The sequence below is a fragment of the uncultured Croceicoccus sp. genome (genome assembly GCF_947496385.1).
Taxonomy (GTDB): domain Bacteria; phylum Pseudomonadota; class Alphaproteobacteria; order Sphingomonadales; family Sphingomonadaceae; genus Croceicoccus.
This window is the reverse complement of record NZ_CANMCP010000004.1, coordinates 20,160-37,406: the sequence shown is the minus strand read 5'-3', so window position 1 is coordinate 37,406 and position 17,247 is coordinate 20,160. Positions and strand designations below refer to the sequence as shown.

Here is a 17,247-nt window from a genome sequence, read left to right as displayed (position 1 = left end):
AGCCGGGCGTTTGGCTATCCCCCGCCGAAAAAGCCGGGACAATCGAAAACTTGGGCGCGCGCCCTATCCCGAACGCGATTTGCGCGATAGGGCGTTTCGGCAGGTGTATTCCAACGGGAGGCCATTTTGGCGAATGACGGCGACAATCGGAACAGCAGCTTTACCGAGCGTGAGGCGCTGTTCTACCATTCCACGATCCGACCCGGAAAGATCGAGATCGTCGCGTCGAAACCCATGGCGACGCAGCGCGATCTCAGCCTCGCCTACTCCCCCGGCGTCGCCGCACCCGTGCAGGCCATCGCCGACGATCCGTCGACCGCGGCGATCTATACCGCGCGCTCCAACCTCGTCGCGGTGATTTCCAACGGCACGGCCATCCTCGGCATGGGCAATCTCGGCGCGCTCGCGTCCAAGCCTGTGATGGAGGGCAAGGCCGTGCTCTTCAAGCGTTTCGCCGACGTCGATTCCATCGATATCGAGCTCGCGACCGAGGATCCCGACGCCTTCATCAATGCCGTCGCGCTGATGGAGCCGAGCTTTGGCGGCATCAACCTCGAAGATATCAAGGCGCCCGAATGCTTCATCATCGAGCAGGCCTTGCGCGAACGCATGAACATTCCCGTCATGCACGACGATCAGCACGGCACCGCGATCATCGCCGCCGCCGGCCTCATCAATGCGCTGCACCTCACCGGGCGCCGGATGGAGGATGTGAAGATGGTCGTGAACGGCGCGGGCGCGTCGGCCATTGCCTGCACCGCTCTCATCAAGGCGATGGGCGTGCGGCATGAAAACGTCATCATGTGCGACCGCTCCGGCCCGATCTATCCCGGCCGCGACGATGTGGATCAGTGGAAATCGGCCCACGCGGTGGAAACCGACAAGCGCAGCCTCGAAGAGGCGCTGGTCGGTGCCGACATCTTTCTCGGCCTGTCGGCGGCGGGCGCGTTGAAGCCCGAATGGGTGGCAAAGATGAACGACCGCCCGATCATTTTCGCCATGGCCAATCCGGAGCCGGAGATCCGCCCCGAACTCGCGCGCGAGGTCAAGCCCAACGCCATCATCGCCACCGGCCGTTCGGATTACCCGAACCAGGTGAACAACGTGCTCGGCTTCCCCTTCATCTTCCGCGGCGCGCTCGACGTGCGGGCGACCGCCATCAATGAGGAGATGAAGATCGCCGCCGCCGAAGCCATCGCGGAACTCGCCCGCGAACGCGTGCCGGAGGAAGTCGCCGCGGCCTATGGCGTCGATCACCAGTTCGGCGAGGATTACATCATTCCCGCCCCGTTCGACCCGCGTTTGATGGAGCGGGTGTCCGCCGCCGTCGCGAAGGCGGCGATGGATTCGGGCGTTGCGCAGGGCAGCATCGAGGATTTCGACGCCTACAAGATGTCGCTGAAAGCGCGGCTCAACCCCACCACCTCGGTCCTGACCAAGGTGTACGAGAACCTGCAGCAGAACCCCAAGCGCGTCGTCTTTGCCGAGGCGGAGGAGGATGTCGTCATCCGCGCCGCGATCCAGTTCCGCGATTTCGGCTATGGCGAACCCGTGCTGGTCGGGCGCACCGGCGCGGTCTGCGACAAGCTGCGCGAACTGGGCGTCGACGATCCCGAAAGCTACGAAATCCAGAATTCCGCCGATAGCGAGCATGTGCCCGCCATGGTCGACTTCCTGTACGAACGGCTGCAACGGCGCGGCTATACCGAACGCGACGTGCGCCGCATGGTGAACCAGGACCGCAACGTGTTCGCCTCGCTGCTGCTCGCGCTGGACAAGGGCGATGCAATGATCACGGGCCTCACCCGCCCGTTTGCACAGACCGCGCGCGAAATCGGGCTGGTCCTCGACGCGAAGCCGGGCGAGGTGCCGTTCGGCATCCACATGATGCTGGGCAAGAACTACACCGTGTTCCTCGCTGATACGACGATCAACGAACGCCCCGATGCGAAGATGCTCGCCCATATCGCAAAAGAAACGGCCAAGGTCGCGCGGCGGCTCGGCCATGAACCGCGCGTGGCGTTCCTGTCCTATTCGACCTTCGGCAATCCGTCGGGCAAATGGCTGGAGAATATCCGCGACGCGGTGCACATCCTCGACGAGGAGGATCCCGGCTTCGAATATGAAGGCGAGATGGCGCCCGATGCCGCGCTCAACCCCGACGTCATGAAGCTCTATCCGTTCAGCCGGCTGTCGTCGCCGGCCAACGTGCTCATCATGCCGGGCCTGCAATCGGCGAACCTGTCGGCGAAACTGCTGCGCGAACTGGCGGGTGCATCGACGATCGGCCCGATGCTGATCGGAATGGAGAAGCCGGTGCAGATCGCGCCGATGACCAGCATTGCACCCGAAGTGCTGACCCTCGCCGTGCTCGCCGCGGCCGAGGTGGTGGGGTAATCGCGGCCGGCGGGGCAAGGCGTCATGCGTCCGCCCCGCCGCTGCATTTACGCGATTTCGAAGTCGCCTTCGTCCTCGCCATCCCAGTATGCCGCGCGGGTGGCCGCCACGTGCAGCATGATCATGCCGTCGGTGTCGATCCCGTCCTCGAACCAACGATCGAGCTCTTCGACCCAGTGCTCCTCGAATGCGGCCTTGTCGCGCACGATTTTGGCATCGCCCTCGATCGCGATGAAGATGCCGGGCGCGCCATCGGGCGATCCCTTGCCCTGGAGCGACAAGCCGACTTTCGGATCGGCCTTGATATCCTCCACCATGCGGGATTTTTCCCAGGTGAAATAATAGCTGTCGCCGTCGTAATCGACTTGGCGGTTGTTGCTCATCGGGCGTGCGCCGATCCGTCCACCCTCCGTATGGGTGTTAAGCATGACGAAATCGATGTCTTTCATCGCCTTTGCGATATGGTCGAGATGCTTTGCAGTGTCGGTTTTCGCCATGGTCGTTCCTTTGCTGGATAGACCAGGGAAACGGGCGGGACGGGCGCCCCGTTCCGCACCGCGGCTACCGCTTCGCCGGTTTTTCCATCACCTTGCCGCGAAAGCTGCACAGATCCGCCACGGTGCAGCGCCAGCATTCGGGCGTGCGCGCCTTGCAGACATAGCGGCCATGCAGGATGAGCCAGTGATGCGCGCCCATGCGGAACGGGCCGGGCACCCGCTTTTCCAGCTTGGCCTCGACCGCTTCGGGGGTTTTCCCCTTGGCGAGGCCGGTGCGGTTGCCGACGCGGAAGATATGCGTGTCGACGGCGAAGGTTTCCTGCCCGAACCAGCAATTGAGCACCACATTCGCGGTCTTGCGCCCGACGCCGGGCAGGCGGACGAGATCCTCCCGGGTGTCGGGTACCGCGCCGCCATAGTCCTCTATCAGTAGGCGCGACAGGGCGATGACGTTCTTCGCCTTGGAATTGAAGAGACCGATGGTCTTGATATGCTCTTTCAGCCCGTCTTCGCCGAGGTCGAGCATCTGCTGCGGCGTCTCCACCTTTGCGAAAAGCGCGCGGGTTGCCTTGTTCACCCCGACATCCGTCGCCTGCGCCGACAGGGCGACCGCGACGACGAGTTGAAAGGCATTGCCATATTCCAGCTCGGTTTCGGGGTCGGGATTGTCTTCGGCGAGGCGGCGGAAGAATTCGAAGATCTGGTCCTTGGTCATCTGCTTAGAGGCCCAGCACCTCCGGCATGGTGTAGCGACCCGCCGCGCGCCCGATCAGCCATTCGGCCCCGCGCACCGCACCGCGGGCAAAGATCATGCGATTTTCCGCGCCATGCGACAATGTGATGCGCTCTTCGTCACCGGCGAAGATCACGCTGTGCTCGCCCGCGACCGTGCCGCCGCGCAGGGCGGCAAAGCCGATGGCCCCCTCGGCCCGGCGGCCGGTATGGCCGTCGCGCCCGCGCTCGCTATGCGGCGCAAGGTCGATGCCACGCCCGCGCGCCGCCGCCTCGCCCAACAAAAGCGCGGTACCCGACGGCGCGTCGACCTTGTTGCGGTGGTGCATTTCCACGATCTCGACATCGAAATCGGGGCCGAGCCGGGCGGCTGCCTCCTCCACCAGATGGGCCAGCATCGTCACGCCGAGCGAGGTATTGCCGGTTTGCAGCAGGGCAATATCGCGCGCCGCCGTATCGATCGCGGCGTGATGCGTATCGTCCAGCCCGGTCGTCCCGATCAGCACGGCGGCCCCGCCCGCCACCGCCGCGTCCAGCGTAGCGGCGAGCGCGTCGGGCGAGGAAAAATCGACGAGCGCGTCGCTGTCGCGGGAAAGGGCGGCGATGTCGCCGGTATCGCGATCGACCCCGCCGGTGCATTCATGGCCCGATGCGGCGATCGCGCTGGCCAGTGCCTGCCCCATGCGGCCGTTGATTCCGACGATGCCGATCCGTGCCATGTATTTTGCCTTTTGCCTTGATGCGTGTTGTCGTGCTTCATGGGGGACATGAAAGACAACATCAACGCATTGCGGAACATCGTCATCCTCACCGGCGCGGGCGTGTCCGCCGAAAGCGGCATCGACACGTTTCGCAGCGCCGGCGGATTGTGGGAGCAGCACCGGGTCGAGGATGTCGCCACGCCCGAAGGGTTCGCCCGCGACCCCGATCTTGTCCTCCGCTTCTACGACATGCGGCGCGAAGCGATCCAGACGAAGGAGCCGAACGCGGCGCACCATGCGCTGGCCCGGCTCGACCGCGAATTCGACGGCGAATTGCTGATCGTGACGCAGAACGTGGACGATCTGCATGAACGGGCGGGCGCGAACCGCGTGCTGCACATGCATGGCGAACATCTCAACGCGTGGTGCACCGCGTGCGACGTGCGGAGCCGGTGGACCGGGACGCTGATCGACCGGCCCGCGTGCCCGGCGTGCGGAGAGGCGGCGCTCCGGCCCGATGTCGTGTGGTTCGGGGAAATGCCGTATGAGATGGAGCGGATCTATGCCGCGCTGCGCGAGGCGGATCTGTTCGTGTCGATCGGCACGTCGGGCGCGGTCTATCCCGCCGCGGGCTTCGTACAGGAGGCAAAGGCGATGGGGGCGGCCACGCTGGAGCTGAATCTCGAACGCAGCCAGGGTTCGGGCTGGTTCGACGAAACCCGGCTTGGCCCGGCGGGGGTGATCGTGCCCGAATGGGTGGATTCGGTGCTGGCGCGTGGGGCGTAGACACCTTACCGCGCAGTTTCCTGGTGAAAGGATGATACGCTTGCGCCTGCTTCTGCTTCTTTCGTTCGTCGCGCTTACCGGCTGTGTAAAGCAGCAGGCGGTGCAATCGGGGCTCACCGATGCGGGGGTGCGCACGCCGGTCGCGCGGTGCATGGCGGCGGAAATGGCCGATCGCCTGTCGGTCGCGCAATTGCGGAAACTGTCGCGGGCGAAGGCGCGCGATGGTGAACGGACCGAAAACCTGACCATCGCCGATTATGTCGAGCGCGCCCGCCGCGTCGGCGACCCGGAGGTCATCGCGGTGACGGGCGCCGCCGCGGCCTATTGCTCCGCCACCCGGTAAGGGGCGCGGCGGACTAGACGTCGTCGGCGGAAATCATCTCCCGCCGGTCGATCTCGCCCGTCATCACGGCCACGGTGGTCGCCACCGCCGCATCGCCCGACACGTTGGTGGTCGTGCGCATCATGTCCATGATCCGGTCCACGCCCGCGACGAAGGCAATGGTTTCGAGCGGCACGCCCACCGCCCCGAACACCAGCGCCATCATGATCAGCCCCGCGCCCGGAATGCCCGCCGCCCCCACCGCGCCCAGGGTAGCGAGGATCGAAATCAGGAAATAATCGGCCCAGCTCAGATCCACGCCGAAGATCTGCGCCCCGAACAAGGTGGCGAGCCCCAGATACATCGCCGTGCCGTTCATGTTGATCGTCGCGCCCAGCGACACGACAAAGCTCGCCACCGAATTCGACACGCCCAGATTGCGCTCGGCACAGCGCATCGTCACCGGCAACGTCGCATTGGACGACGCGGTCGAATAGCTGACCGCCATGGCATCGATGATCCCACGAAAGAAATCGCGCACCGGAAGACGAGCCATGAACTTGATCATCGCCGAATACATGACGAAAATGATGATGAGACAGCCCAGGTAATTGAGCGCGACCAGCTTCGACAATGCGATCAGCGCGTCGAGCCCCAGCGTGCCCGCCACCCACGCCATCAGCGCGAACACGCCGAACGGGGTGAGTTCCATCACCACCATCGTCACCTTCTGCATGATGACGGCGCCGCTATCGAACACCTTCTGTACCGGCGTGCCTTCGTCTGCGGCCATCAGGATGCCGATCCCGATGAGCAGCGAAAACACGATCAGCGGGAGCACGGATACGTCGGCCATCACCTGCACCGGGCTTTCGGGCACGATGGACAGGATCATGTCCACCGCCGTCGTCGGCACCGGTTCGGGCACCGCGCCCATTTCGATGGCGGAGGTATCGACCCCTGCGCCGGGCGCCAGCACCGTGCCGAGGAACAGCCCCAGCCACACCGCGATCTGCCCCGTCACCACGAAGATCAGCATCGCGCGCCCGCCGACCGCGCCCAGCTTGCGAAGGTCGCCGATGGCCGCCACGCCCGATACCAGGCTGAAGAAGATGAGCGGCACGACCAGCATCTTGATCGACTTGATGAAGAAATCGCCGATCCACTTGATGCTTTCCGCGCCCGGCCCCCACCACATGCCGACCGCCACGCCGAGGATCAGCGCCGCGATCACCCGCTGCCACAAGGGTATGTTAAACCAGATACGGAACATGGGCTCGATCCCTCTCGCGCCTTGGAGCAAGCGGCCCTTGTGGCCTGCGCCGACGCGGCCCGCAAGTGGGCGGCGGCGGTTATGCGGTGAGTGCGGCCCGGACCGTGCGTTCGTAAATGCGGGTCAGCACGTCCAGATCGGCAATCGCCACCGCCTCGTCCCGCTTGTGCATGGTGGCGTTGCAGAGGCCGAATTCGATGACCGGGCACAGCGCGCGCAGGAAGCGCGCGTCCGACGTGCCGCCGCCGGTCGACAGTTCGGGGTCGATCCCCGTTTCGGCCCGGATCGCCTCGGCCAGCAGCGCCGAAAACTCGCCCGGCGGGGTCAGGAACGGCTCGCCCGAAATCACCGGGACCGCAGTGCCGCCATGGCTTTCGGCAATCGCCTTCACCCGCGCGCCCAGTTCGGCGCCGGTGTGCGTGTCGTTGAAGCGGATGGAGATGCGCGCCTTCGCCTGCGCCGGAATGACGTTATGGGCGGGGTTCCCAACCTCCAGCTCGGTGATTTCGAGGTTCGACGGCTGAAACCAGTCGGTCCCCTCGTCGAGCGTCAGCGCATCGAGTTCGGCCAGCATCGCGACGAGCCGCGGGATCGGATTGTCGGCGAGATGCGGATAGGCGACATGCCCCTGCGTCCCCGCGACGGAGAGGAAGATATTGACCGAACCGCGCCGCCCGATCTTCATCATGTCGCCGAGCCGGTGGACCGAGGTCGGCTCCCCGACGAGGCACAGGTCGGGCGCGACCTTCGCGGCGGCCATGTGTTCCATGATGGCGCGCGTGCCGTGGACGGCGGGGCCTTCCTCGTCGCCGGTGATGAGGAAGCTGATCGTGCCGGCATCGGCGGGGATGGCGGCGACGGCCGCGATCATGCAGGCGATCGACCCCTTCATGTCCACCGCCCCGCGGCCATAGAGGAGGTCGCCGCGAATGTCGGGCGCGAAGGCATCGGAATGCCACCCCTTGCCCGGCGGCACCACGTCGAGATGGCCGGCAAAGGCGAAATGGCGGCTGCCCACCGGCCCTTCGCGCACGGCGAGGAGGTTTTCCACCGGCCCGTCGGGCGCCGCGCCGTCGACGGTGCGCGTCACGGCAAAGCCCAGCGGTTCGAGCATTGCGGCCATCGTATCGAATACCGCGCCGCGCGCCGGCGTCACGCTTTCGCATGCGATCAGACGGCGGGCGAGGTCGAGCGGTGAGGAAATGTCGGTCATGGCGCGCAGCGTTAGCGCAGCCGCCCATGAAAAAGCCAGCGTCGTTGGACGCAGCGCAGGATCAGAACGGAAGAAACGGTCCCGCAGCCGCCAGCGCCATGGCGCAGGCCGCGATGACGCAGCTCCGCGCGAGGGCGCCGGGCGTGGCGGCCAGACGGGACCGGACAATGTGATCGGCGCGGGACACGAAAGCGTTCATGCCTCCGAACGTAGCGCCCAAATCCTAACGCTTCGTTAAAATCAGCCCCGCCGCACCAGCCATTGATAGAGCGCCGCCATGCATGACCGCCCGAGCTCGATACAGCGATCCGGGCTCCACCCGTTGGTCGCATCGGCCATCGGGGCGTGGTCCTTGAACGGCATTTCCAGCGTCATCGACACCGCGCCGAACCGACCGGCCAGCTGATTGGTGGAGATCGCCATGTTCGCCTTGCCCTTCGCGGTCACCGGGTAGCCCTTCTCGGTCTGGAAATCGGGCGTCTGCGCCAGCAGCAGGTCGGAATAGAGGGTGTAGCCCTCCGCCTGCTCCTCGCTCGCGTCGGCGATGCCTTCGAACCCTGCGAGGAAGACGGCGGAGATCGCCTCGTCCCCGTGCACGTCCATCGCGAAATCGACGCCGGTTTCATCCATCGCATTGCGGATGGCGTAGATCTCCGGCGATTTTTCGGGCGAGGGCTCGTCCCATTCGCGGTTGAGATTGGTGCCGATGCCATTGGTGCGCAAATGGCCGCGGCGGCTGCCGTCCGGGTTGCAGTTCGGCACGATATGGAATGTCGCCTTCTGCCGCAGGGCGCGGCCCACCGGGTCGGACGGATCGGTGAGCAGGGCGATCGCCCCTTCCATCCACCATTCCGCCATCGATTCGCCGGGATGCTGCCGGGCGTAGAGCCAGACCTGCGTATCGCCCTCACCCATTTCGAGGCAGTCGATCGCCTGCCCGTCGAGCGTTTCGCCCAATGTGCGATGGGTGACCCCTTCGGTCAGCGCGGCCTGCGCGACGAGATCGTTGTGCCGGTCCATCGAATAGGGCGCGAAATAGGCGAGCCAGGCCAGATCGCCCATCGGCGTGTAACGGATGGTGAGCGTTCCGCCATCCTCGCCCGGCGCCCATTCGGTATCCGCGCGCAGCCATTCGGCGCGATCCTCCGACACGCACGCCTTGTAATCGGCCCAGCCATCCGGATAGGCCGACTGCGCAAGTCCCGTGATCCGCAGCGTCAGTTCGCGCCCCGCCGCCCCGGCGACGCGGAAATGGAACCACTGGAAAAATTCGCTCTGCTCGTCCTTGCGGATGGTCAGCCATGCCTCCGCCCCCGAAACGCGCGTCACCGCGATATTGCCGGCATCGAAGGCGGCATTGATGGCAATATCGGCGTTTTCGTGGGTGGTATCGGTCATGGGGTCGGATCAGTCCTTTACGGTGTAGGTTTCGCTGGGTTCGCCCGGAAAATCGGCGAACAGGGCGGCGGCCAGCCTTTGCGCGGCGGTGGCCGCGTCGGCAAGCCCGGATTTGGCCTCGACATATTGATCGGCGCGGCCTTCCCACACCGATTCGCCGCTGGCCCGGTCGCGGATCACGACCGAAAGCTCGTTCGACACCTGCTCGGGCGGCGGACCGCTGAGGTCGATGCCGACGCCCACGCCAACGCCCGAACCGTATCCGCCGGTCGATCCGCCGACCCCGACGCTGACCGGGCCGCGGCGGCGTTCGGGGCGCATCGTGTCGCGGCGCACGAAAATTTCGGCGACCTGCGCGCTGTCGGCGCGGTTCGTCGGGGTATAGCCGGCCTCGGCCAGCTCCGCCGCGACCGCGGCGCGCCACGGCTCCAGCATGAGCGAGCCGCCCGGCATGTCGGGGGTCACGATCTCGACCGTGCCGCGGTCGGCCAGGTTCAATCGTTCGGGCGCGCTGAACCGCGTGACATCGACGGGCGGCGTCGTGGCGCAGGCCCCCAGCATCGCCGGCGCGACGAGTGCGAGCGCCAGCATGGGCAGGGTTCCTGGCGTGAATGCGCGAAATGTCATGATCGTCTCCCGAACCGGCGAAATAATGTGAGGCGTCCGATTAGGGGATGCATCGTGTATTCGCGCTTAACTTGCAGGCCGGGTTCGAATAGGTCACCCATCGACTATGGACCAAATGCCGAGGAGCCCGCGATGGTGAAATCCGACGACAGTGCAAAAGTTCCGGTGCTGGTGACCGGCGGGGCCGGATATATCGGGAGCCATGCCGTGCTGGCCCTGCTCGACAAGGGGTGGGACGTCGCGGTGATCGACGATCTGTCGACCGGCTTTCGCTGGGCGATCCCGGACGAGGTGGCGTTTTATCAAGGCGACATCGCCGATGCCGAATTGCTGTCCCGCATCTTCGCCGAGCAGGGTACGCGCGCGATCATGCATTTCGCAGGCTCGATCATCGTGCCGGAATCGGTGTCGGACCCGCTGAAATATTACGACAACAACACGGTGAAGGGGCGCGCCCTGATCGCGGCGGCGGTCGAACATGGCGTGCCGCACATGATCTTCTCCTCCACCGCGACGGTGTATGGCGAGCCGGACCTCAAGCCGCTGCAGGAAGATCTGCCGCTGTCGCCGGTCAATCCCTACGGCATGTCGAAGCTGATGACCGAGCGGATCCTTGCCGATTGTTCGCGCGCCTACGACCTCAACCATTGCGTGCTGCGCTATTTCAACGTGGCGGGCGCCGATCCCGACGCGCGCAGCGGACAGTCCAGCATCGGTGCGACCCATCTCGTCAAGGTGGCGGTCGAATCGGCCTTGGGCAAACGCGGGCCGGTCGGCGTGTTCGGCACCGATTATCCGACCCCCGACGGTACCGGGGTGCGCGATTACATCCACGTGTCCGACCTCGCCGATGCGCATGTCCTCGCGCTGGAGGCGTTGATCGCGCAGCCGGAGCGCAGCCTGACCATGAATGTGGGATATGGCCGCGGTTTTTCCGTGCTCGAAGTGCTCGACGCGGTGGACCGGGTTGTGGGACAGCCCGTGCCGCGCGTGATGGAGGGGCGCCGCGCGGGCGACGTGCCCTCGCTCGTGTCGGACAACAGCCGGATCATGGACACCGTGCCATGGCAGCCGCGGCACGACGATCTGGAAACGATCATCGGCCATGCGCTGCAATGGGAAAAGCGGCTGACCGGCCTGCGTGAGGGGCAAGGCGGCGGGCAGGGCGGGTAAGGCGCGCGCCAAACGTGCTTGACTCAAGGCTGGGCTGCACCTATCCGCCCCACCTTGATTTCGGCGGGTTCGTGTCCATATGGATCGCACCCCCGCCAGAGATGGATGCCCACCCGGTCATCTGTCGGAATGCGCCCGGTGGGGTCGATCTCTCACCGGCAATTGGGAATGAGACAATGAAGATTCGCAACAGCCTCAAATCGCTGAAGAACCGCCACCGCGACAACCGCGTGATCCGCCGTCGCGGCCGGGTCTATGTCATCAACAAGACCAATCGCCGGTTCAAGGCCCGCCAGGGCTGAACCCATGCGTCTCGGGCCGTTCGCCGGCCCGGTGGCCTTGCGTGAAGATGCGCCGCCGGGGCGACCGGGCGGCGCTTTCGCGTATGCGTGCGCGACGGGAGTGATCTGGTGATGGATGATCGCACGGTCGACCATGTCGTGTTCGATGTCGGCATGGTGCTGTTCCGCTGGGACCTGCGCTATCTTTATCGCCCGATGATCGACGATCCGGCGCGGCTCGAATGGTTCGTGACGCATGTGGTGACGCCCGAGTGGCACCACGGCCACGACGAAGGCCGCGACCTCGCCGAGATGGTCGCCGAGCGCAAGGCCGCGTTCCCGGACGAGGGCGCGCTCATCGACGCCTATGCGACGCGGTTTACGGAATCCATCCCCGGCCCGGTTCCAGGCTCGCTCGAACTGGTCGAGGAGCTGGACGCCGCCGGGGTGCCGCTCTGGGCGATCACCAATTTCGCCGACAGCTTCTGGAAACAGTTCCGCGCGACGCAGCCGGTTTTCGACCGGTTTCGCGACATCGTCGTGTCCGGCACGGAAAAGCTGGCCAAGCCGGAGCCGGAAATCTTCGACCTTGCCGCCCGCCGTTTCGGCATCGTGCCCGCGACCGCCCTGTTCATCGACGACCGCCGCGACAATGTCGATGCCGCCGCCGCGCTCGGGTGGCAGGTGCATCATTTCACCGATGCGCCCACGCTGCGCGCCGATTTCGAGCGGCGGGGCCTGCTCGGTTCGTGATGGCGGGGGTCGGGTGCTTTCGTGCGCGGGTGCTTCGCGGTAGGGCGGGCGCACGATGACTCGCCTGACCGTCAACGATCGCCCGGTGCAATTCCTGATGGATGGGGATACGCCGCTAGTCTGGGCGCTGCGCGATGCGGCGAATCTCACCGGTACGAAGCATGGCTGCGGCAATGGCGATTGCGGCGCGTGCATGGTCATCATCGACGGGCAGGCGATCCGGTCCTGCCTCGTGTCGCTGGCCGAGGTGGAGGGGCGATACGTCACGACGATCGAGGCGCTGTCCCCCGACCGTTCGCACCCGCTGCAACAGGCGATGGTGGCCGAGGGCGCGATTCAATGCGGGTTCTGCACGCCGGGCATCGTGATGGCGGGGGCGGCGCTGCTGGCGCGCGATCCGGCGCCGGGCCGGGCCGCGATCGACGATGCGATTCGCAATCTGTGCCCGTGCGGCGCGCATCCGCGGATACGGCGGGCGTTCGAACGGGCGAGCCGGTCGCTCCGCCGCCGCGAACCCGCGGGCGACGTGCCCGCCCCCGGCATCGACCCGGCGCAGGCCGCGCGCGACGTGCCCGCCATGGCGCCCGGCAACGCGACTATCGCAAGTGAGGAGAACGACGAATGAAGGCCACCATCTGGCACAATCCGAAATGCGGCACCTCGCGCAAGACGCTCGCCATCCTGGAAGACACGCCCGGCGTCGAGGTCGAGGTGGTCGAATATCTGAAAAACCCGCCGAGCGCGGTGCGCCTGCGCGGCCTTTACGAAAAGGCGGGCATCACGCCGCAGCAGGGCCTGCGCATGCGGGGCACGGATGCAACCGAACGCGGCCTGCCCGATGCGGACGATGACACGGTGCTCAACGCGATGGCGGCCGAGCCGATGCTGATCGAGCGGCCGCTGGTCGAGACGGAAAAGGGTGCCCGCCTGTGCCGGCCGCAGGATACGGTGTACGAAATCCTTTAACTTACCGATGTTTGCACCGATGTATGCCCCGGCGCTTGCAAAGCGGGCCGCGATTTGCCACGCCCGCGCAACGATCTGTTAAGAGGCGGAGACGATTATTTCATGGCGGGTACCGAATTGACGCGCGAGACCATCACGCGCCGGGCAAAGCGCCGCCTTTCCCGGGCGCTTGGACCCTGGGGCGTGTTCTTCAAGGGGTTCGTGCAGCACCCGGTTATGGTCGGTTCGATCATTCCGTCCTCGCGCTTTACCATCGACCGCATGCTGTCGCGCACGGACTGGAGCCGGTGCGATCTGTTTGTCGAATATGGCCCCGGCGTCGGCACGTTCTGCCAACCGGTGCTCGACCGGATGAAGCGGGATGCCGCGCTCATCGTGATCGACACCAACCCGCTGTATATCGACTATCTCAATCGCACGATCGCCGATAGCCGGTTCACCGCCGTGCTCGGCTCCGCCGCGGATGTGGAGGCGATCATCGCCGCGCATGGCCATGACGGGGCGGATTACGTCCTTTCGGGCCTGCCGTTTTCGACCCTTCCGGATGGGGTCGGCCCGGCCATCGTCGATGCCACCCACCGCGTGTTGCGGCCCGGCGGCGCGTTTCTCGTCTATCAGTTTTCGGCCAAGGCGCGCGATTTCATGGCCCGCCGGTTCCGCCGCATCGACAGCGATTTCGAACCGCTCAACGTGCTGCCGTGCAAGATGTTCTGGGGCTGGAAGGACGCGGGCTGAGCGTCACTCGGCAGGCGTCGCAGCAAGCTGCGCCCAGATCGCGGTCAGCACCGCCGTCGTGATCAGCGAATAGACCGCGCCCACCAGCGCCCCGATAAAGCCGACGACGACCGCCGCGCCATCCGCCCCGACGAGCGGGAGCAGGATCAGCCCCGGGATCAGCGTCGCCACCGTATAGATGATCAGCGCCGACAGCGTCAGCAGCGCGAGAAAGAACAGCAGCCGCGTCGCATTGCCCCGCGTCAGCCGCCACGCGCGCAGCAGGGCATCGAACGGATTGCGCACCCGCTGCGCCACCATGACCGGCGCGGTCAGCACGGCCCGGATGAAGAGATAGAGCGCGATGGCCAGCGCAATGAGCGTGCCGAACGCCCCGGCTGAAGAGGCGCTGCCTGCCGCCGCCCCCGCCGTCGCGACCGGCACCAGCACGAGCAGCATGACCACCCCGATACCCGACAGAAGCACGAGCTGCGCCGCGACATAGCTCGGCAGATAGCGCAGCGCCCGCTTCATCGCCTCCCCCACGGTGGGCCGCGCCGGATCGGCGAGCAGCGCGATCACGGCGAGCACGCCCACGCTCTGCATCAACAGCGAGGCGAGCAGGACCGGCCACCAGCCGGCGAAGAGGTCGAGCATCGCCTGCGTCGCGGCATCCCCCTCCAGCCCGTCCTGCGGCGAGGGCAGGACGAAATTCACGATCAGCTGCGGCAGGAGAAAGAACACCCCCGCCACGATGAGCAGCAATTGCCGGTTCGCCGCGATCATCGCCGCGGCGCGCGACCATGCCCGGCCGATGTCGAGCTTTGCAGGCGGCGGCCCCTTGGGCGCCGGTTTCCATGAAGGTAATGCCATGGGTCTTGATTGGCACGGCATTTGCCGCCACGCAACGCGCGATGACCGATGATACGACGGATATGCCCGCCTCGCTGCGCGGCGCGATCGAATGGCGCCATAGCTATGAGCAGGTCGCCTATCGCGATGCGCTGGCCGAGATGGAGGTGCGCAATGCCGCGATTCGCGACGGCGCGCGCGAGCTGATCTGGATGCTCGAACATCCGCCCGTCTATACCGCGGGGACCAGCGCGAAGGATGCCGACCTGCTCGACCCGCGATTCGACGTGGTGAAGGCGGGGCGCGGCGGGCAATTCACCTATCACGGACCGGGGCAGCGGATCGGCTACGTCCTGCTCGACCTCAGCCGGCGGGCGCGCGACGTGCGCGGTTTCGTGCATGCGCTCGAAGGGTGGGTGATCGACACGCTTGCCGATTTTGATGTCGAAAGCTGGCGGGCGGAGGGGCGCATCGGCATCTGGACCCGCAATGTCGACGGGCGCGAGGCGAAGATCGGCGCGATCGGCGTGCGCGTGCGCAAATGGGTGACGATGCACGGGTTCAGCGTGAACCTGTCGCCCGATCTCACCCATTTTACCGGCATCGTGCCCTGCGGCATCAGCGAATTCGGCGTGACCAGCCTCGAACGGCTCGGCCGCGCGGTGTCGGCGCGCGAATGGGACGAGGCGATGGGGCGGCACAGCGAAACGTTCCTCTCCGCGCTGGACCGCAAATGCCCGACGGAGTAATCAGCGAGGCCATGGCGAAAACGATCCTCACCCTCACGATGGCGGCGCTGCTGCCGCTCCTGTCCGGCTGTAACGACACGGCGGACGCTCCGGCCGAGGCCGAGGGCGCGGCGGCGCAGGGCGAGGTGCTGCCCGGCACGATCGACGATGCGATGATCCCGTTCGATCAGCTCCAATCGCAGGGCATGCCGGTCAGCGAAGCGGAAGGGGAAGGCGAGACCGCCGGCGAGGACGCGGATGATGCCGATATCGATACCGAAACCGACGCCGCGACGCCGGACGCCGAACCCGAAGACTAGTCCCCGGCCTGCCGATTGTTGCTGAGTCTGGCGCGGAAGGCGAGGTGCCGGTCGTGCACCTCGGCAAGGTCCGGCCCGCTCAACGCATCGACGGCCTGGCTCATCAACAGGTCGCCCTCTTTCAACAGAACCTGCACCCGGTCGCGATTGTTGAGCGCGCTGGCGCAATGCTGCATCGCGTCGAACATGGCGAAGGTCGCCTTCCGGCTGGTCGCGACGGCGGACCGCGCCGCGCCAAACCCCGCCGCGACATAGCCGTCGAACCCGGTCATGATCGGGATGACGCGCCGGTCGGTCGACTGCGCACGGTCGTCATTGGGCGAATCGGCGAGCACCCGCCCGCCCAGCTCCGCCGTGGCCGCCCCGATCCAGTGCAGCGCCGTCATCGCCGTGAACGGATCGTTGATCCCCGGCGATAGCGCGCGCAGGGCAATCTCGACCAGCTCGTCGAGAAGGAAGCCCAGATCCTGCGTCGGCGTGCGCAGGCCCGACAGCACGAAACAGCCCAGAATCTCCTCGATCAGCGCATCGTCCGGGTCGTCGGCGGCAATCTGCACCAGCGCCATCGGCGGATGCACGAAATCGCCCGCCTCCGCCTTCAGCACGATGACCGAATCGGTGCGCTCCGCAATCTCCTCCAGCCCGGAAAAATCGATGATCTCGATATATCCGGCCGAGGTGACCGACACGATCTTGCCATCGGGCGGTTCGGGCTGTTCGATATCCGAGCCGTTGTGGGGAAAGCGATGCTTGATCTGCCGGATGAGCCGCTCGCCGATCTGTTTCAGCACGGTGTTGATGCGGATCGAATCGGGAATATGGTTGAGGAAGAACACCAGCACCGCGATCGACGCCAGCATCAGCCCCGTCGCGACCAGCAACGACAATTGCGGCACGAAACCCGGCAGGCCATCGGACGCGGCGGCCTGCGCCGAGGCGGCGGCCTCGTCCTCCGCCCGCACCACGCGCAGCACCATCACCGAATAGACGAACGTGCCAATGAACGTGGCGAGCGAAAGCTGATTGCCCTTGTCCTCCATGAAATTGGTGAGGAGGCGCGGGCCGTAGGTGCCGCTGGCATAGGCGACGGCGGCGATGGTGATTGAAAACACCGTCGCGGCGACGCCGATCGTCGTGCCGGCGATCACCTGCAGCATGGTGCTGGCGCCATCGGGGCGGGCGGGCACGAGATATTTGGTGTTCGAGATCATCTCGGCCGCAAAGCTGCGGTCGAGCATGATCGTCACCAGCGCCAGCACGAAGGCGAGGATCGAGAACAGCGCGGGATAGAACCAGTAACTGGCATTGATGCCCGCCAGGAACGAGCGGAGATGCGCGGTCACGGCTTACCCATGCGATGGCGGGCGGCGGCGCGATACGCGGCTGCGTGCGGGGATGTGTCGATGCGAATGGCGTGCCCTCCTGTCGTGCGACCGGAGAACACAACGCGGTACGCGCCGTTTCGTTGCCGCCCGTTGGGGATGCGGCGCGGATCGGGCGCGGGGCCGGGTCCG

General features: G+C 66.0%; 20 protein-coding genes. 11 read left to right on the top strand and 9 right to left on the bottom strand.

What is annotated here, in order from left to right; translation table 11 throughout:
• Positions 1-126: 126 nt before the first annotated feature.
• Positions 127-2,397: an NADP-dependent malic enzyme gene (locus tag Q0897_RS07775; protein WP_299308690.1), complete on the top strand. Its 2,271-nt coding sequence runs from the start codon at positions 127-129 to the stop codon at positions 2,395-2,397.
• A gap of 47 nt (positions 2,398-2,444) precedes the next feature.
• On the opposite strand, the gene Q0897_RS07770 is transcribed toward Q0897_RS07775, so the two are convergent.
• The 3 genes from Q0897_RS07770 to dapB all read right to left on the bottom strand — a co-directional run bounded on the left by Q0897_RS07770 (position 2,445) and on the right by dapB (position 4,345).
• On the bottom strand, positions 2,445-2,894 hold the full coding sequence (locus Q0897_RS07770; protein ID WP_299308689.1) for a pyridoxamine 5'-phosphate oxidase family protein: 450 nt from the start codon (positions 2,892-2,894) through the stop codon (positions 2,445-2,447).
• A 64-nt stretch (positions 2,895-2,958) separates the two neighbouring features.
• Positions 2,959-3,609 (bottom strand): endonuclease III, encoded by a 651-nt coding sequence (gene nth, locus Q0897_RS07765; RefSeq protein WP_299308688.1) that lies wholly within the window; start codon positions 3,607-3,609, stop codon positions 2,959-2,961.
• A 4-nt stretch (positions 3,610-3,613) separates the two neighbouring features.
• Positions 3,614-4,345 carry a 4-hydroxy-tetrahydrodipicolinate reductase gene (dapB, locus tag Q0897_RS07760; RefSeq protein ID WP_299308686.1) on the bottom strand — a complete coding sequence of 244 codons (732 nt, stop codon included), beginning with the start codon at positions 4,343-4,345 and terminating at the stop codon, positions 3,614-3,616.
• A 60-nt stretch (positions 4,346-4,405) separates the two neighbouring features.
• Between dapB and Q0897_RS07755 the strand changes: the two genes are divergently transcribed.
• On the top strand, positions 4,406-5,113 hold the full coding sequence (locus Q0897_RS07755; protein WP_299309088.1) for an NAD-dependent deacylase: 708 nt from the start codon (positions 4,406-4,408) through the stop codon (positions 5,111-5,113).
• A 40-nt stretch (positions 5,114-5,153) separates the two neighbouring features.
• Positions 5,154-5,456, top strand: a complete 303-nt coding sequence (locus tag Q0897_RS07750; protein ID WP_299308684.1) for a hypothetical protein — start codon at positions 5,154-5,156, stop codon at positions 5,454-5,456.
• Between the two features lie 13 nt (positions 5,457-5,469).
• Here Q0897_RS07750 and Q0897_RS07745 read toward each other — a convergent pair whose 3' ends face one another.
• The 4 genes from Q0897_RS07745 to Q0897_RS07730 all read right to left on the bottom strand — a co-directional run bounded on the left by Q0897_RS07745 (position 5,470) and on the right by Q0897_RS07730 (position 9,946).
• Positions 5,470-6,708, bottom strand: a complete 1,239-nt coding sequence (locus Q0897_RS07745; protein ID WP_299308682.1) for a dicarboxylate/amino acid:cation symporter — start codon at positions 6,706-6,708, stop codon at positions 5,470-5,472.
• Between the two features lie 79 nt (positions 6,709-6,787).
• Positions 6,788-7,921, bottom strand: a complete 1,134-nt coding sequence (dapE, locus tag Q0897_RS07740) for a succinyl-diaminopimelate desuccinylase (RefSeq protein ID WP_299308681.1) — start codon at positions 7,919-7,921, stop codon at positions 6,788-6,790.
• A gap of 240 nt (positions 7,922-8,161) precedes the next feature.
• Entirely contained in the window at positions 8,162-9,319 is a 1,158-nt protein-coding gene (locus Q0897_RS07735) for a M14-type cytosolic carboxypeptidase (RefSeq protein ID WP_299308680.1), read from the bottom strand.
• A 9-nt stretch (positions 9,320-9,328) separates the two neighbouring features.
• Positions 9,329-9,946, bottom strand: coding sequence for a DUF4136 domain-containing protein (locus tag Q0897_RS07730; RefSeq protein ID WP_236672007.1), 618 nt, complete (start codon positions 9,944-9,946; stop codon positions 9,329-9,331).
• Between the two features lie 132 nt (positions 9,947-10,078).
• On the opposite strand from Q0897_RS07730, the gene galE reads away from it, so the two are divergent.
• The 6 genes from galE (at position 10,079) to Q0897_RS07700 (ending at position 13,854) form a co-directional block, all read left to right on the top strand.
• Positions 10,079-11,119, top strand: coding sequence for a UDP-glucose 4-epimerase GalE (gene galE / locus Q0897_RS07725; protein ID WP_299308678.1), 1,041 nt, complete (start codon positions 10,079-10,081; stop codon positions 11,117-11,119).
• Positions 11,120-11,295: 176 nt separating this feature from the next.
• A complete protein-coding gene (gene ykgO / locus Q0897_RS07720; protein ID WP_202082613.1) occupies positions 11,296-11,421 on the top strand; it encodes a type B 50S ribosomal protein L36 in 126 nt (41 codons plus the stop codon).
• Between the two features lie 111 nt (positions 11,422-11,532).
• Entirely contained in the window at positions 11,533-12,153 is a 621-nt protein-coding gene (locus Q0897_RS07715; RefSeq protein ID WP_299308677.1) for an HAD family phosphatase, read from the top strand.
• Positions 12,154-12,208: 55 nt separating this feature from the next.
• Complete coding sequence (locus Q0897_RS07710; protein ID WP_299308676.1) at positions 12,209-12,778, top strand: (2Fe-2S)-binding protein; 570 nt, start codon at positions 12,209-12,211, stop codon at positions 12,776-12,778.
• Positions 12,775-13,119 carry an arsenate reductase (glutaredoxin) gene (gene arsC, locus Q0897_RS07705; protein ID WP_299308675.1) on the top strand — a complete coding sequence of 115 codons (345 nt, stop codon included), beginning with the start codon at positions 12,775-12,777 and terminating at the stop codon, positions 13,117-13,119. Before Q0897_RS07710 ends, arsC begins: the two co-directional genes overlap by 4 nt.
• 102 nt (positions 13,120-13,221) lie before the next feature.
• Positions 13,222-13,854, top strand: coding sequence for a methyltransferase domain-containing protein (locus tag Q0897_RS07700; RefSeq protein ID WP_202082618.1), 633 nt, complete (start codon positions 13,222-13,224; stop codon positions 13,852-13,854).
• A gap of 3 nt (positions 13,855-13,857) precedes the next feature.
• On the opposite strand, the gene Q0897_RS07695 is transcribed toward Q0897_RS07700, so the two are convergent.
• Positions 13,858-14,706 carry a glycerophosphoryl diester phosphodiesterase membrane domain-containing protein gene (locus Q0897_RS07695; protein ID WP_299308674.1) on the bottom strand — a complete coding sequence of 283 codons (849 nt, stop codon included), beginning with the start codon at positions 14,704-14,706 and terminating at the stop codon, positions 13,858-13,860.
• 41 nt (positions 14,707-14,747) lie between these two features.
• Here Q0897_RS07695 and lipB point away from each other — a divergent pair, with 41 nt between their 5' ends.
• Both lipB and Q0897_RS07685 read left to right on the top strand, forming a co-directional pair.
• Entirely contained in the window at positions 14,748-15,434 is a 687-nt protein-coding gene (lipB, locus tag Q0897_RS07690; protein ID WP_299308673.1) for a lipoyl(octanoyl) transferase LipB, read from the top strand.
• Positions 15,435-15,445: 11 nt separating this feature from the next.
• A complete protein-coding gene (locus Q0897_RS07685; RefSeq protein WP_299308672.1) occupies positions 15,446-15,733 on the top strand; it encodes a hypothetical protein in 288 nt (95 codons plus the stop codon).
• On the opposite strand, the gene Q0897_RS07680 is transcribed toward Q0897_RS07685, so the two are convergent.
• Positions 15,730-17,076: a DUF2254 domain-containing protein gene (locus tag Q0897_RS07680; RefSeq protein WP_299308671.1), complete on the bottom strand. Its 1,347-nt coding sequence runs from the start codon at positions 17,074-17,076 to the stop codon at positions 15,730-15,732. The two genes, Q0897_RS07685 and Q0897_RS07680, sit on opposite strands and share 4 nt — an antisense overlap.
• Positions 17,077-17,247 lie beyond the last annotated feature (171 nt).

Coding starts and splice junctions, on each gene's coding strand:
- Q0897_RS07770 (WP_299308689.1), bottom strand. CDS start 2,894: ATGGCGAAAACCGACACTGCAAAGCATCTCGACCATATCGCAAAGGCG.
- nth (WP_299308688.1), bottom strand. CDS start 3,609: ATGACCAAGGACCAGATCTTCGAATTCTTCCGCCGCCTCGCCGAAGAC.
- dapB (WP_299308686.1), bottom strand. CDS start 4,345: ATGGCACGGATCGGCATCGTCGGAATCAACGGCCGCATGGGGCAGGCA.
- Q0897_RS07745 (WP_299308682.1), bottom strand. CDS start 6,708: ATGTTCCGTATCTGGTTTAACATACCCTTGTGGCAGCGGGTGATCGCG.
- dapE (WP_299308681.1), bottom strand. CDS start 7,921: ATGACCGACATTTCCTCACCGCTCGACCTCGCCCGCCGTCTGATCGCA.
- Q0897_RS07735 (WP_299308680.1), bottom strand. CDS start 9,319: ATGACCGATACCACCCACGAAAACGCCGATATTGCCATCAATGCCGCC.
- Q0897_RS07730 (WP_236672007.1), bottom strand. CDS start 9,946: ATGACATTTCGCGCATTCACGCCAGGAACCCTGCCCATGCTGGCGCTC.
- galE (WP_299308678.1), top strand. CDS start 10,079: ATGGTGAAATCCGACGACAGTGCAAAAGTTCCGGTGCTGGTGACCGGC.
- ykgO (WP_202082613.1), top strand. CDS start 11,296: ATGAAGATTCGCAACAGCCTCAAATCGCTGAAGAACCGCCACCGCGAC.
- Q0897_RS07715 (WP_299308677.1), top strand. CDS start 11,533: ATGGATGATCGCACGGTCGACCATGTCGTGTTCGATGTCGGCATGGTG.
- Q0897_RS07710 (WP_299308676.1), top strand. CDS start 12,209: ATGACTCGCCTGACCGTCAACGATCGCCCGGTGCAATTCCTGATGGAT.
- arsC (WP_299308675.1), top strand. CDS start 12,775: ATGAAGGCCACCATCTGGCACAATCCGAAATGCGGCACCTCGCGCAAG.
- Q0897_RS07700 (WP_202082618.1), top strand. CDS start 13,222: ATGGCGGGTACCGAATTGACGCGCGAGACCATCACGCGCCGGGCAAAG.
- Q0897_RS07695 (WP_299308674.1), bottom strand. CDS start 14,706: ATGGCATTACCTTCATGGAAACCGGCGCCCAAGGGGCCGCCGCCTGCA.
- lipB (WP_299308673.1), top strand. CDS start 14,748: ATGACCGATGATACGACGGATATGCCCGCCTCGCTGCGCGGCGCGATC.
- Q0897_RS07685 (WP_299308672.1), top strand. CDS start 15,446: ATGGCGAAAACGATCCTCACCCTCACGATGGCGGCGCTGCTGCCGCTC.